Consider the following 15105-nt stretch of genomic DNA (forward strand, 5'->3'; position numbering starts at 1 on the left):
TGATGTCATTCTAACGGACATTCGTCCAAACAGCAACCTTCCGGCTCGGACTAACGTTTACAATTACAGGCAGAGAAAGGAGTGCTGCACGTGACAAAGACAGATGCTGAACAACATGAATCGGCTAAACCAGCTTGGTCCTGGCGACGTAAGCTTGCCTGGGGATCAGCGGGGCTGGCGGTCTTCGCTGCGGTGGTTATTGGCGGTAGCTATTGGTATGCCAGTTCTTTGAGCCCTGAGGAGGTTCTCGCCCGCGTGGACAAGCCTGCCGAAGTGGCAGAAGCAGGAGGTAACGAAGAGCCTGCAGGAAATGAGAACGTCGGAGAATCGACCGATCCTGTGACAGCACCAGGTGGTAGCGGCGCGGAAGAAGGAGATCAACAGTCAACGACAACGCCTAGTGCTGACGAACAGCATACAACGACAGAGAATTCTGTGGATGCAGACACAACGTCTGAAACGACTGTGCCGCCTACACAGGAGTCCGCCCAACCTGAGTCGCCAGCAGCTTCGGGCGAGCAAAACCCGAACCCGTCCGCCAAGCCTGTTCAACCGGAACAACCGGAGCAGCCGTCGAACTCGGCAGCCAAAGGCCGGATTGATGCGAAGTACGATGGGCAATTACAAGCGCTCCAGAATTCCTGTACCGGCAAGATGCAAGCCCTTGTAGGTCAAATTGTGGGAGAGTTAAAGGGGGACAGCGATCTGCAGAAAATCCAGAGCAGCTATATGGGCAAAATCTCGGAAGCTGAATCGGGCTGTGATGGGCAATTCCAATCCATCATGTCGCAAGCTCAAGCGGACTACAAGCAAGCAGGAATTTCTACCTCTGAAATGCCCGGGTGGCAAAGTGCTTATGAATCCGCCAAGAACTCAGCGAGAGCTTCCGCATTGAGCTCGATTCTGGGAGCGGCATCGGAGTAGGGATGCGTATGTCCAAGAGTGCAACAAATAGTAGCAATATGTATAATTATGTATAGGTTGGATGCGGATCCTGCGCTATAATGCTAGTAAGATGACGAAAGGTGGTACATAACACAATGAAGACTAGAATGATGGCAGCGTTGTTAAGCTTCCTGCTGGTGGCTGCCATGCTGCCGCTGACGGCAGCGGCTAGTGCCAAATCACTCAAATTGCAATCCATGAATATCCAAATGCAATTCGACGGCCAGCGACTATCCCTGCCTTCCGGGCAGTTTGCATTTATTCATGAAGGTCGTACGTACATTCCGCTCCGTTTCTTTGCTAACGCCCTTCAGAAGGGGGTAGCATGGGACAGCAAGAGCCGCACGGTTACCGTCTCTGAGCCAACGGCCCAAGAGCAGGTATCGCTGCGGGAGTGGCTCATGAACGCTGCTCGCACGACAACGGCTTCGCAGCCTGTAAAATCAATTACGGCCGTTCCAATGGAAGCTAAGCTGGTTTTCCATGGTCAGGCCAAAGTGCTGCCGCAAGGACAAAGTATTTATAATGTAGATGGCAGCACCTATGTCCCTGTCCGCTTCATGTCAGAATCGGTAGGCACCGCGATCAACTGGAATGCACAATCCAAGAGCATCACGGCAGAATCTGAAGCATACCGTAACAACCAGGGGCAACAACCAGGTACCACCCAGCCGGGCAATAATGGCGGGACGACGCCAGGAACTGGGACGGGCAATGGTAATGGTGGCAACACGGGCGGTACACCATCCACAGGCGGCAATACAGGAACACCGGGTGGCGGCACTGGTGGAGGCGGTGGCGGATCGACTGCAACCCAAGCCTCTATCGAAGCTGATGCCAAAGCAAAGCTGGACACGCTCAGAAACTCCTGTGTTGCTTCCATTGAATCGCTTGGACTGCAATGGTTTGGTGAGAAGGATGCGGCCAAGAGACAACAGCTCTACACGCAAGCTGAAGCCAAAGTAAACGAGTGTACGGTCAACTTTGAGCGTATTGTTGCAGATGCTGAGGCACAGCTCAAGGCAGGCGGCTTCAGTACATCGGGTCTGCAGGCTTTCCGTGATCAGTTCAACCGGGAGCTGGAGCAAGGCAGAGCACTAGTCGAGCAGTACATGAAGGGGTAAGCACCCCAGTAAGGCGGGGCCGATATCGGCCTCGTCTTTTTGTTGCCTCTATTTGCTCGCACCACAGTTTTGCGGCCGCTGTAGCACACCTTTCTTCCTCTATTTGCTCGCACCACGGTTTTGCGTAAGCTGTAGCGTACCTTTCTTCCTCTATTTGCTCGCACCACGGCTTTGCGCCCGCTGTAGCACACCGCGCTTGGCTTGCACGCGGTTGAAACCGAAGCAAGCCTCACGGCGAGGCGTGACGTTGAACAATTACCGGATGGTGAAGAAATTGCAGTCCTGATTGAGCGGCACATCAAACAGCCCCCGCGTCCACAATGGATGCAGGGGCTGTTGTTATTCGTATCGCGTAGAGTGTGGTTACACTTTAAAGCGCTCAGCCGAACGCTTGAGGTCCTCGGACATGCGCTCGAGCTCGCGAGCGGCGTAGCCGACCTCTTCCATCGATGCGATCTGCTCTTCGGAGCTGGCAGAGATGGACTGGGCGCCTGCTGCCGATTGACCGGCGATCTGTTCGATTTCCTGCAGGGAAGCGAACACTTCTTCCGAGCTGGCGGACAGCTGCTCGGCAGCGGCCGAGGTATCTTGGATGGAGGCAACCGACTTCACGGCGGATTCCTTGATGTTCTTGAAGAGTTCGCCGGTATGACCGATCAGCTTGAGCCCTTCCTCCACTTCCTTCTCGCCTTTGCGCATGGCCTCGACGGCCGATTCAATGCCGCTCTGCAGCGCATCTACCCGCTCAATAATCCGCTTCGCAGAATCGCTGGACACACTGGAGAGCTTCTTGATCTCTGCTGCGACAACCGCAAAGCCACGTCCATATTCGCCTGCACGAGAGGCTTCGATCGAAGCGTTAAGCGAGAGCAGGTTGGTCTGGCTGGCAATCTCGGTCATGAGGTTGATAATTTCACTAATCTCACGCGAGTGAGCCGAAGACTCGGTGATGACATTCGCAATGTCACGAACCGACTCGTTAATGAGGTGCATCTGATTGATCGAACGCTCAATAAATTCATTGCCTTGGTGCGCTTCTTCTTCCGATTTCAAGGAAATCTCGTAAGCAGAAGCGGAGCTGTCTGCGATCCGGCGGATGCCGACCGTCATTTCCTCCATCGCTTGTGTACTCTGCTCGGTACCATTGGCCTGTACCTCAATACCTGTAGCAATTTCCTGAATCGAGTCAGCGGTATGCTTGGAAGCCTGAGTCAATTCCCCGACCGCAGCGTTGAGCGTACCCGAGGATTGAGCAACCTGTTCGGAGCTGGAGATGACCTGAGCAATAAGCAGCTTCAGGTTCTGTGTCATGACATTGAAGTCCTGAGCCAGCTGCCCGGTCTCGTCTTTGCTGGTGACTTTGATATCCGGATCCGTGAGATGGCCGTCTGCGATCCGTCTGGCCTGCTGGGCGATTCGGCGGATCGGTGAAGCCAACTGGCTGGAGATCAGGAACGCGATAGCTGCTCCCACGACGATAGAAATGGCAATCGAGAGGAAGATGGCCCGCAGGATATTTTCCTGGCCCTGATTGAAATCTGACAGATGCGTGTTGGCGACAATAACCCAGTTCCAGAAGGTCGTGCCTTCCCCGTAAGCGAGAACCTCAGAGGGCTCCTCCGTCTCACCCAATGTTGAATTATAATAGGTAAAGTCTCCGCCGCTCTTGGCTTTGCTCAAAATTTCCTCCACAGAGGTTAAGAGTTCACCTTCAAGCTCATCTCTAACATTTTGTCCCTCATTGCTACCCATGCTAGCGACAATAATGCCTTCACTGTCTAGGATGAAGAAGCTGCCGTTCTCGCCGAGATCAATACTGCGGTTGCCGGGGCGTGTGCCGTCCGGGAGCTGGAAGCCAAGCAGCATCGACTTCAGCTGGGATTGGGCCTGATCGAGCGACATATCGCCGTTCATGACCGCTTCGTGGAAGGTGATAATGGTCTGATTGGCAATTTTGACGGTATTCTGGAGGTTGTTGCGGATCAGCTTGTCTGTCTCTGTCGTGGATACATTGTAACTCAGTACGCCGACGACGACCGTAGGAATGATCATCAGCAGCAAAAACGCAAGCATCAGCTTGACTCTGATCGTCAAGACGAAGCCCTTACGGGTGGTGGACATGTGTGAAACTCCTCTCATGCGCATCGTAAAAATTAACAAAATTAGACATGTGGTGCTGCATCTGAAGCTTGGCCCGCTCGACATCCTGGTCCTCAATCGCTTCAAACACTTCCGGTAGGTCTGCCACAATGGATGCCTTGTCTACACGCTGTAGTTCAGGAATGAACCGCATATAAGCCGTCGTTAGGGCTCGTATAAGCATGATGGCAAGTGGATTGTGGGTAGACTCCGCCAGAATAAGATGAAAGCTTAAATCCAGTTCGATGATTTCTCGGGTACTGCGGCTCTCCAGATCTATCATCGGCAGATACTCGCGCAGCCGCTCCAGATCCTTCGCTGTCCGACGTTCGGCAGCTAGTCCCGCACAGGGAATCTCCAGCATCTGACGAACATGGAACAGATCGAGCAGTGTCATGGTCTGGAAGGTTAGAGAAAGAATAATGGTATCACGTACGTTGGTCATCGCATTGTCGGGATGGAAGTTGGCGATGACATAGCCGCTTTCTTTGTTGGGATTAGGCATGATGACTTGTTCGCGGTTTAAAATCTTCAAGGCTTCCCGGATCGTCGGGCGGCTGACACCAAAAGTTTGTGCTAGCTCCTCTTGCTTGGCTACACTTTCCCCGGGTTGAAGCTTCCCCTCATAGATGACTTCCTTGATGGCATTCGCGATTTGTTGAGGTACGGTCTGCAGCTCCACACCCCTGAAAATGGTCGTGTCCACCGGTCTATTAATTCACTCCTTGTGTCCATAGGATTCGTACGAATTGGACGTTCGTCAATACTTAGTTATATCGACATAAAATGAGAATTCTGAAGTAAAAAAAATTTACACGGCTTTAGTCCTATTGTCCATTATACTTAGAAGAGTAAATTTCCAAATTTAAGGAGTGATAGTTCCGTGAAGCAAGGCCAGCACCTAGAAAAATTGACTTCAAGATGGTCGGCAATGGATCACGCCATGGAGTCCTGCAACTATGATGTTACTATCATCTATGGAAAAGGCATTATTACTCAGTATGGCTATCTCAACTATTTTGGCGGTTACTTTCCTGTGCTGCGCCCGGGTTTTATCGTGTATCCCCGGGGTGGAAAACCGACGGCTTTTTATAACACGCGTGCGGATGCTTTTCTGGCCAAGCAGACGGGCACCATCGAAGATGTCCGGTTTGCAGGGACAGGCGATGTGTTGGATTCGGAAGAGGCGCTTCTGGCTGATGTCGCTTCCCTCGTAGGAAGCTATCATCCTTCCCGGGTTGGTGTCGTGGGTCTAAAGTCCTTGATGACAGGGTTTCAACAGGCGTATCTGACTGCACGAATTGACGCAGTTGTAGAGGATGCATCAGGAATGGCGAACCGTATTAAAGCGTATAAGACAAACGAAGAAAAAGCAGGGATTGCTGCTGCCTTTGACCTTGCTGAGAGAAGCTTCCAGACGTTCAAGGAGCATTTGCGCGCGGGGGCCACTCCGGCAGAAGTGGCGGCAGAAGCGGAACGTGTCGCACGTGCTGGCGGGGCCATTGATACCTTGGTCTTTGTGGAAGAAGGGCCTTATTTTCTTCGCAAGCCCACACTTACGCCACTGTCAGGGAATCGATTGGTGACGGCCTATGTCGAGTTGATCGATGCCAATGGCTATTGGATAGAGAAGGCAGGACTGTTCTCGCTTGGCCGTCCCTCGGACAAGGCCTTGCAGATTGGTGATGCTTGCGTGCAGGCAATGGAAGAAGTCAAGCGGAGCATTCGCCCAGGTATGCGTGTAGGGGAGATCGGTCAAATTATCCGGCGCCATGGCGACAGTGTGCAGGCCGTGACCGGCATCTGGCATGGGCATGGCATTGGCGTTGATCACGATATTCCGGTCATTTCCGACGATGGCGAAGAAATTCTGGAGCCGGGAATGGTCATAAGTATTCATCCTAACTTCGCAGATGCCGATGAAGAAGTGGGGGCAAGTATCGCCGACGTATTCATCGTGGGGGACGAGGATGTTCAAGGTCTGAGCAAGCTGCCATACGATATCGTTCATTTACAGTAAGAAAGGGGATTAATCATGACTACATTTACACTGGGCATCGACGTGGGTGGTACGTTCACCGACCTGGTTGCCTTCAATACAGCTACTGGCGAGCAGGTAATTGACAAGGCATCCTCCACCCCCGCTGATCCATCGATCGGCGTATTGAACGGACTGGAGAGCATTGCTGCCAAGCTGTCAATGACGCGCAGCGAGCTCCTGGAGCAAACGAAGCTGATCGTTCACGGGACAACCGTGACGACCAATGCCGTTCTTACCGGTCGTGGCGCCAAGACGGCGCTGCTGACGACCGAGGGCTTTCGCGATATTCTCCAGATGAGACGCGGCGTACGCAGCAAGGAGCACTTGTTCAACAACAAATATGTGGCACCGGCCCCACTGGTCGAGCGCGATCTGCGGATCGGACTGAAGGAGCGTACGGATTCAGCAGGCACGCTGCTGCAGCCTGTTCTGGAGCAGGAAATTGTCCAAGCGGCCCGGCATTTCAAAGACCAGGGCGTCGAAGCGGTCGCGATCTGCTTCATGCATGCGTGCGCGAACCCGACCAACGAAATTGCGGCAGCAGAGCTGATGCGCAATCTGATGCCGGAAGCATTCGTTACGTACTCCTCTGAGGTATCGCCAATGGTCCGGTTATACAACCGTGTGAGCACGACCGTTATGAATGCCTATGTCGGACCCGTTCTGAAGTCGTATATTGACAGATTGCTTGGCGCACTGCGGGAGCAGGGGTTCCACAAGGGCGAGCTGTTGATCATGCAGTCGAACGGAGGCATTACCAGCCCGCACAACGTAGCTGAGATTCCGGCGACGACCGTACTGTCCGGTCCTGCTGGCGGTCCAGTGGCAGGCAGTGCATTCGCACGGGCCTATGGCCGCGAGGAAGCAATTGTTATCGATATGGGCGGAACTTCATTTGAGGCTTCAATCATTCGCGGGGGCGAAGTGACGATCCGCAAAGAAGGCGAGATTAACCGCAATCATATCTCCCTGCCAATGGCGGATATTCACTCGATCGGCTCCGGCGGCGGCAGTATTGCCTGGATTGACGACGGAGGCATTCTCCGGGTTGGACCACAGAGTGCTGGTGCAAGACCGGGCCCTGCCTGCTACGGACGCGGCGGCGAGCTGCCAACCTGCTCCGATGCCGACCTGGTGCTGGGCTATCTGAACGGCGATTATTTCCTCGGCGGCGAGATGAAGCTGGACGTAGAGCTGGCTGAGCGAGCCATCCGTGAGCACATCGCAGAGCCGCTCGGACTGAGCGTCGAGGAAGCAGCTTACGGCATCTACACGATCTCCAACCTCAACATGGTCAATGGCATCAAGGAGATTACGGTTCAGAACGGTTATGATCCGCGTGAATTCCCAATGGTTGTGGCTGGCGGCGCAGCACCGGTTCACGCTGCGATGATGGCGCGCGAGCTCGATATGACCGAGATGATTATTCCTAAGTATTCCTCCGTGCTCTGTGCGGTGGGCATGCTGGCCTCTGACTTGCGCCACGATTATGTGAAAAGCTTCCAGCACGGCTGGAACGAGATCGAGCTGCCGCTCATCGAGGCCATGCTGCGCAAGTCCCGTCAAGAGGGCTGGCAGGCGCTTGGACTGGAGGGCGTTACTGTCGCCAAGCGCGAGGTGATCATCGGTATTGATATGCGTTACAGCGGTCAGCATTACGAAGTAACCATTGAATTTGATGAGTCGATCCTGCTAGCTGGGGACAAAGCGCCAATCGAGGAGCTCTTCCACAAGGAGCATGAGCGGCTGTACGGATTTGACCTGCGCCACCATGAGCTGGAAGTTGTTAATCTGCGGATCTCTTGCCGCGGCAAGCAAGCCGTATTCGAATTGCCTCGCTCCGAGCAGGCCGCTGAGGGCGAGCAAGCGCAGCCGCGCGGCAGCCGCCGGATGTACGACCCTGCGCAGCGCCAATCGGTAGAGGCACCGATCTATGACGGGGAGACGATGAAGGCCGGCACGCATGTAGAGGGACCTTGTATTGTTGAACTGATTACGACAACCATTATTGTGCCTGCGGGCTTCGAGCTGGAGTACGGATCTTATGGCAGTTTCATCATGAAGGATGTTGCGAAGGGAGAGCGGTCTTAATGGATCAAATCACAATCTCGGTCATCGCTAACCGGCTGAAGGCAATCGGCAGACAGATGGGTGTGGTCATCGAGCGGAGCGCGCACTCGCCTCTGCTTGTGGAAGGACGCGACTTCTCACTGGGTATTTACAGTGCCGAAGGCGCATTGATCGAACAGACGGAGTATATCCCGATTCTCGGCTATGCGACCGGTCCTGGTGTTCAAGCGGTCATCGACTATTTCGGCGAGGATGTACATCCGGGAGATGCTTTTCTGCATAACGACCCGTTCACCGGCGGCAACCAGTTGTCGGACTGGAAGGTCATCAAGCCCGTATTCATTGGCGATCAACTGGTGGCTTGGACAGCCATTACGGCGCATCAGGCAGACGTAGGTGGTTCGGTGCCGGGCTCCTACAATCCGTATGCGACCGACCTCTGGCAGGAGGGCCTGCGGATTACGCCGCTGCGCATTTACGAGAATAACCGCAAGCGTCGCGATGTCTGGGATTTTGTCTTCGGTAATGTGAGACTGCCCATCGTTGCAGATGACATCCAGGCGATGATTGGCGGCTGTACGGTTGGGGAACGCGAGCTGATGGATCTGATCAGCCGTTACACGATTCCAGTGTTCAACGAAGCGGTAGAAGAAATTTTTAATTCGACTGAACGGATGGCCAAACGAATCATTAGCGAGATTCCAAACGGCGAGTACACGGCGCGGTGGTGGGCGAACGACAATGGTTTTGACCATGAAGCCCGTATGAACATCGACGTGAAAGTGACGGTTGAGGATGAGCAGATGACGGTTGACTTCACCGGTACGCATCCGCAGACGCCGGGCTATGTGAATGCACCGATGCCAGTTACGGTATCTTCGGTCATGATCGCTTTCTTTATGCTGAGTGAACAAGAAATTGCCCATAACGAAGCGATCAAGCGTTGTATTCATTTTGTTATCCCGGAGGGCTCGATGCTCAATCCGAGGTTCCCGGCAGCGTCCGGCTTCGGCAATCACTTGAGTGATCAGATCGTCTCGGCTGTCATGCTAGCACTCTCCGAAGCGCTGCCAGGCCGTGTAACCGCAGGCTGGAATCCACTGCTCTGTTCCATCATGAACGGTACGGATCCCCGCAAGCAGGCGCCTTACGTCGACATTATGATCAATGCCTGCAAAGGCGGCAGCGGCGGCACCGAAGGTGCTGATGGCTACGATCATATCGGCTTGATTGCATCAGGTGGCGCCATTTCGGCCCAGGATCCAGAGATGTTCGAGCTGATCAATCCGTGCTTCCTGCACAAGTTTGAGTATGCTCCGGACTCTGCAGGCGCGGGTCAGTGGCGCGGCGGTCTGGGTGTAGAGACGATATTTGAAATTCAATCCGAGGGCTCGCAGGCCAGCGTCTTTGGTGATGGCGCCAAGGCTGGCATGACTGCGCCGGGCGTGCTCGGGGGCGGGGATGGCAGTATCAATTCCATCGTTCTGGAGTATCCGGACGGCCAGCAGACCGAAGCTCACATGAAGGATCTGATCTCGAATATTCCTTATGGCACTGTGTACAAACAGATGGCTGGCGGTGGCGGCGGCTACGGCGATCCGAAGAAGCGCCCGGCAGAGCTGGTTGCACGGGAAGTGCGCTATGGCGTCATTTCGGCAGAATCCGCAGAGCGTGACTATGGCGTCAAGCTGGCGGATCCGGCCAATGGAATCATCGACGAGGCGGCAACAGCCGCGCTTCGCGGGTAGTCAGCGTCTTAGGACAGACGGCTCGCGAGTGGCTGTTTGGCATCGGCATATAGAGGGGCCCGGCATGCAGTCTGGGCCGCTCCTGCTGTCGGTTTGGCGAATCGTCCGGATGAGGGGCCGTTGAGGGAGAACGAGGTCTGAGGGGCATTCGACTGCTCTGCGAACAGCCGATAGGCTGGTCGTTTTTATATAGATAGATGCACCATACTTTGGATTACAGGAAAAGGGGAAATGAATAATGATGCGCAACACACGCACAACCCGTAAAACATCCGGATTTTTCGTACTGACAGCCATTCTGCTCTTGTCTTTGCTGGTCTCCGCATGCGGCGGCGGCTCGGGAAACAGCACGTCAGCAGGTACTAGTGAAGCATCGGCAAGCGGTGGCTCTTCAAGTGGTTCGTCCATCAAAATCGGTGTCTCCATCCCGGCAGAAGCCAACAACTCGCTGCAATACTGGTATAAAGGCATTCAAAAGCAAGCTGAAATCTATGGCATGGAAGTTGTAGGCATTGATGCACAGTTGAACCCGTCCAAGCAAGTAAGTGATATGGACAACCTGTTGGTTCAAGGTGTCGACGTCATCCTGGTGTGGCCGCTTGATCCTGCTGCAATTAAGCCTGCGATTGACCGTGCGACTGAGAAGAAAGTACCGGTTATCGGCATTGACTTCAACACGCAAGAAGGCGGATCGGACTTCGGCCTGGCCCAACAAATTATTCTGGGTCGCGGCCCAAGTGGCGCTGACGTAGCTGAGCTCTTCTCAGAAATGCTGCCAGAAGGCTCTGAAATCGGCGGCATCGGTATGGCTGCACCAGTACCAGGCAACATCTACATGATGGAGCAATACCGTACAGCAGCTGATAATTTCGACAACATCACTTGGGTTGGCCAACAGAACAACCCAACCGATAATATTGCGGGCGCTGAGCCAATGATGGCAAACCTGCTGACCAAAAACCCGAATATCCGTGCAGTCTTCGCTTATAACGACGACAGTGCAATCGGAGCTGCTCAAGCCATTACAAACAACGGCAAATCCCTCTACTCTGCGGATAACCCGGATGGCATCATCGTTGTTGGATTCAACGCTGAGCAAGCAGGTATTGAAGCCATCAAGCAAGGCAAGCAGTATGCAACCTTCAATATTAACCCGATCAAATCCGGTTCCGCGATGGTTCAAGCTGCAAAATCGATCGTTGTCGACAAGGCAACTGACGTGAAAAAAGAAGTTATGATTCCATCGGATCTGATCACCGTGGATACGGTCGACAGCTTCCAATCTTGGGATGAAGAGCTGAACACGCTGCAATAATCCTGTTACCCCTATGCCACATCAATGAAGCTGGGATACTGGCGACCCTAATATCAGAGAGGTGCTTATGAGAGACTCGGCAAGCAATGGACAGCTGGCGGCGATCGAGATAGATGGTGTATACAGAGCGTTTCCAGGCGTCATGGCGCTGACAGATCTTTCGCTCACTGTCCGGTCAGGCGAGATTTATGGGCTGGCCGGAGAGAACGGTTCAGGCAAGTCCACTCTGCTGCGAATGATTGCAGGGCTGGACAAGCCTGATGGCGGCGAGGTGCGAATAGGGGGACAACGGCTTCAAGGCATCCGCTCCGCATTGCGGAGCGGTATTGCTTTTGTTACGCAAGAGCCGTCTCTGGTGGATAGCCTATCCGTCGCAGAGAACATTGGACTGGGTCGACATCTGGACTCCGGTCTGTTCGTTCGTCATGGACGCCGCAAGGCGATGGTGAAGGAGATGTTGGCTCGTTTGGGCCTTGAAAATTTGGATCTGGATATGCCGGCTAGTCGGTTGCAGCCGCATGAGATGCAGATGGTCACAATAGCCCGGGCTTTGGTCTCGGAGCCTGAAATCTTGCTGCTCGACGAAGCGACCAGCTCGCTGACCGATAATCAGACCGAGCGGTTATTCGAGATTTTGAGAGAGATGAAGGCACTGGGCAAGACGATTATTTTTATTACACACAAACTTACAGAGTATCTGACGCTGTGTGATCGCATTGCCGTCATGCGGGATTCGCATTTTATCTGTGAATTGACGCGCGAAGAGGCAAATGAAGAGCGAATCGTCAGAGAAATGGTCGGCCGCGAGCTGACGCAGCTGTTTCCGGATGCACCAGCCCTCAGCGAGCTGACATCTCCGGTCTTGCTGCAGTTAGAAGAAGTTAGCTGTGAAGGCGCATCGGACATTAGTGTCAGCTTCAAGCAAGGAGAAATCTTCGTCCTAGCGGGGCTCTCGGGATGCGGGAGAAGTGAACTGCTGCGCGCCATATTCGGTGCTGTGCCCTCGCGGGGAACGATGGAGCTCGACCAGCGTCCCTATCGTCCCAGGAAGCCTGTAGACGCCGTACAGTCCGGCATCGCGTATATCCCGGCTGAGCGCAAGTCGGAAGGGATTATTGCGGGACTGTCGGTTTTGGAAAATACGGTCATCAGCCGACGGGTCCGTGAGCGGCCGTGGAGCAGGGTGAAGGCGGAGCAGGAGCGCCAGTTGTATGAAGAACTGAAGCAAGTATTCAAAATTAAGGCTGCCAGTGGTGCGACTCGTATTGAGACACTCTCAGGCGGCAATCAACAGAAAGCGCTACTGGCCAGAGCTACCTCATCCACGCCGCGCGTCCTGCTCCTCGATGAGCCTACCCGTGGTATCGATGTAGGGGCCAAGGCAGATATTTATCGGCTGCTAAGGCAGCTCACGCGAGATGGCGTAACAGTCATTGTATCGACCTCTGACCTGCAAGAGGCTGTCGGCATCGCCGACCGGATCGGTGTCATGTTCCGTGGTCAGCTGCTCCAGGTCATGGAGCAGGATTTCACTTCAGAAAGGGTGATGTACTATGCAACAGGCAACTACTAGTGAAGCACCTGCGCTTGCCCCTGGCGGCGGCCGCTTGGGCATGTTGCAGCGTTTGTTTTTCCGTTTTGCAGGGATTGGCCCGTTGCTCATCCTGCTCTGTGTTGTTATCGCGGTAATGAATCCAGTCTTCCTGAGCTTTCAGAACTGGGTGAACCTGTTGAATTCAGTGGCAGCCATCTGGATTATGGCGATGGCCATGACCATGGTGCTGCTGACCGCAGGATTTGATCTGTCTGTGGGCTCCATGCTGGCCCTCAGCGGCGTCGGCATGGTCAATATGATGAGCGCCGGGGTTCCCGAGATTCCAGCTATCCTGCTGACATTGGCTGCAGCTGCCCTCATTGGGGGCTTGACCAATGGTCTGCTCATTGGCAGGATGGGGTTGAACTTTTTTGTTGTCACGCTGGGGACCATGACGCTCTATCGAGGAATTGTCTATGTGTGGACCAACGGCCAGACGCTGTATGCTTCAGATTATCGACTGGTTCAATGGATCGGGAATGGCAAGGTTGGGCCGATTCCGGTGACAATTCTCCTCATGGGGCTTGTATTCCTCGCTGTCTGGCTGATGCTGCGGTATACGAATTACGGGCGCTCCATCTATGTGGTCGGCGGCAATCCAACAGCAGCCCGCCTGGCGGGTATGAATGTCAGCCTCATCCTCATCTCAGTCTATGCACTCGCAGCGATGTTTGCGGGACTGGCGGGGATCGTCGAAACCGGACGTCTGGCTTCCGCATCCCCAACCGTCGGCATGAGCACGGAGCTGCTGGTTGCGGCAGCAGTGCTGCTCGGAGGCACCAGCTTCCGGGGCGGCGAGGGCGGCGTCGCGGGTACAGCGCTCGGGGTGTTGTTCATTGCAGTCTTGCAGAACGGTCTGGGCCTCTCGGGCATCTCATCGTACTGGCAAAATGTCATCACCGGCGTTATTCTGATCTTCGCTATCATGCTCAATCATTTCAAATCCAAACGGGGCTAGCAGGGTAATGTGCACATACGTGACAACCCCCACATCTAGACAGAACCTAGCATTTTTATGGACCGGCAGCTTATGCCGGTCTTCATTGTATTCTGCGCCAGAATTAGATGCTTCCCATATACAATGCTTCGAATTCTCCGACAAAGCTCTTGGAGACTAAAGACAAAAGTACAGTTAAATCTTGCCTCAAGGGTGATATTCCGGCCCTTTTGGACAAAAGTACAGTTAATACCGCGAGAATATCCATATATTACTATAAATGAGTGAGATAGTTGTACTTTTGTCTTTAAGTTGATGATATCGTCAATATCATGACCGATTAACGGTATTTTTGTCGTTACAGCGTGCTGGAAAGATCGATCCGTAACTGCAGGATTTCTTTAGAGGGCCTAACTGCAAAAATACCATTAGTAAGCAGAAGTTGTGAAAGGTGCCCATCCGTAAGTGGAAAAGTACAACTAACCGACTCGAAAGTGGATAATGTTGTAAATTATAAACGTTGTAATTGCACATTTGCATTTAGCAAGCCAGAATAGCTTGGAATTCGGACATTTAGTGGTATTATTGCACTTACTTAATAGAGTTACTAGGCTGGTATTAGCAACAGATTACCGTGCGCTTGTGTCTTGGCAAAAAAGAGCATAAAATATGTACTATGAAAAAATCGACCTTCTTCTATTTGCTAGTTTTGGCAGGCTGGGTGCTCCTCGTGTTCACCTTCTCTTCTCAATCCTACGAACAGCAGAGCATCAAGCCTTTGCTGCACCGCATATTTCAGGATGTGAACCTGTCCTATTGGATGCCGGATATTACACTTACCTATAATGGAACGCCTATTAGCGCCAAGCTTGCACCTTATAATTTCATAGAGTTTATTTTCCGCAAATCAGCCCATATGTTCGTCTACGGGATGATGGCTGCATTGCTGCTGCTGTTCCTCCGGTCCATCTTCACCGGTCGTCCGTTTCTGGCGACGTTCCTGACGCTTGCTGCCACCTTTGCCGCTGCAGGATTGGATGAGTGGAACCAGTACAACTCCGATAGCCGGACAGGTAACATGACCGATGTCTGGATTGATATGACGGGAGCGGCGATCGCCATCACGCTAACGTGGATTCTCATCGGGTTGTTTAAGAAACGCGCTCGGCGTCGAAGAAGCAGAAGGCGTTAG

Annotated in this window: 11 protein-coding genes; 9 read left to right on the top strand and 2 right to left on the bottom strand. The window is 53.5% G+C overall.

Going from position 1 to position 15105, the window contains the following annotated elements:
* The first annotated feature begins 90 nt into the window (after positions 1-90).
* Entirely contained in the window at positions 91-924 is an 834-nt protein-coding gene (locus F556_RS0123355; RefSeq protein WP_020619420.1) for a hypothetical protein, read from the top strand.
* A gap of 116 nt (positions 925-1040) precedes the next feature.
* Positions 1041-2069 (top strand): copper amine oxidase N-terminal domain-containing protein, encoded by a 1029-nt coding sequence (locus F556_RS0123360; RefSeq protein ID WP_083938111.1) that lies wholly within the window; start codon positions 1041-1043, stop codon positions 2067-2069.
* Positions 2070-2432: 363 nt separating this feature from the next.
* Here the strand turns inward: F556_RS0123360 and F556_RS0123365 are convergent, their stop codons facing one another.
* Both F556_RS0123365 and F556_RS35000 read right to left on the bottom strand, forming a co-directional pair.
* Complete coding sequence (locus F556_RS0123365; protein ID WP_020619422.1) at positions 2433-4190, bottom strand: methyl-accepting chemotaxis protein; 1758 nt, start codon at positions 4188-4190, stop codon at positions 2433-2435.
* Positions 4174-4914 (bottom strand): FadR/GntR family transcriptional regulator, encoded by a 741-nt coding sequence (locus F556_RS35000; RefSeq protein ID WP_020619423.1) that lies wholly within the window; start codon positions 4912-4914, stop codon positions 4174-4176. The genes F556_RS0123365 and F556_RS35000 overlap by 17 nt, the downstream gene beginning before the upstream one ends.
* A gap of 225 nt (positions 4915-5139) precedes the next feature.
* Here F556_RS35000 and F556_RS0123375 point away from each other — a divergent pair, with 225 nt between their 5' ends.
* From F556_RS0123375 to F556_RS0123405, 7 genes are all read left to right on the top strand, one after another.
* A complete protein-coding gene (locus F556_RS0123375) occupies positions 5140-6228 on the top strand; it encodes a M24 family metallopeptidase (protein ID WP_020619424.1) in 1089 nt (362 codons plus the stop codon).
* Between the two features lie 15 nt (positions 6229-6243).
* Entirely contained in the window at positions 6244-8340 is a 2097-nt protein-coding gene (locus tag F556_RS0123380; protein ID WP_020619425.1) for a hydantoinase/oxoprolinase family protein, read from the top strand.
* Entirely contained in the window at positions 8340-10067 is a 1728-nt protein-coding gene (locus F556_RS35005) for a hydantoinase B/oxoprolinase family protein (protein WP_020619426.1), read from the top strand. Before F556_RS0123380 ends, F556_RS35005 begins: the two co-directional genes overlap by 1 nt.
* A gap of 238 nt (positions 10068-10305) precedes the next feature.
* Positions 10306-11382 carry a sugar ABC transporter substrate-binding protein gene (locus F556_RS0123390; RefSeq protein WP_020619427.1) on the top strand — a complete coding sequence of 359 codons (1077 nt, stop codon included), beginning with the start codon at positions 10306-10308 and terminating at the stop codon, positions 11380-11382.
* Positions 11383-11449: 67 nt separating this feature from the next.
* Entirely contained in the window at positions 11450-12955 is a 1506-nt protein-coding gene (locus tag F556_RS35010) for a sugar ABC transporter ATP-binding protein (RefSeq protein WP_020619428.1), read from the top strand.
* Complete coding sequence (locus F556_RS0123400; RefSeq protein WP_020619429.1) at positions 12936-13934, top strand: ABC transporter permease; 999 nt, start codon at positions 12936-12938, stop codon at positions 13932-13934. The genes F556_RS35010 and F556_RS0123400 overlap by 20 nt, the downstream gene beginning before the upstream one ends.
* 655 nt (positions 13935-14589) lie before the next feature.
* Positions 14590-15105, top strand: coding sequence for a VanZ family protein (locus F556_RS0123405; RefSeq protein WP_020619430.1), 516 nt, complete (start codon positions 14590-14592; stop codon positions 15103-15105).

This window comes from Paenibacillus daejeonensis DSM 15491 (genome assembly GCF_000378385.1).
Classification (GTDB): Bacteria; Bacillota; Bacilli; order Paenibacillales; family Paenibacillaceae; genus Paenibacillus_D; species Paenibacillus_D daejeonensis.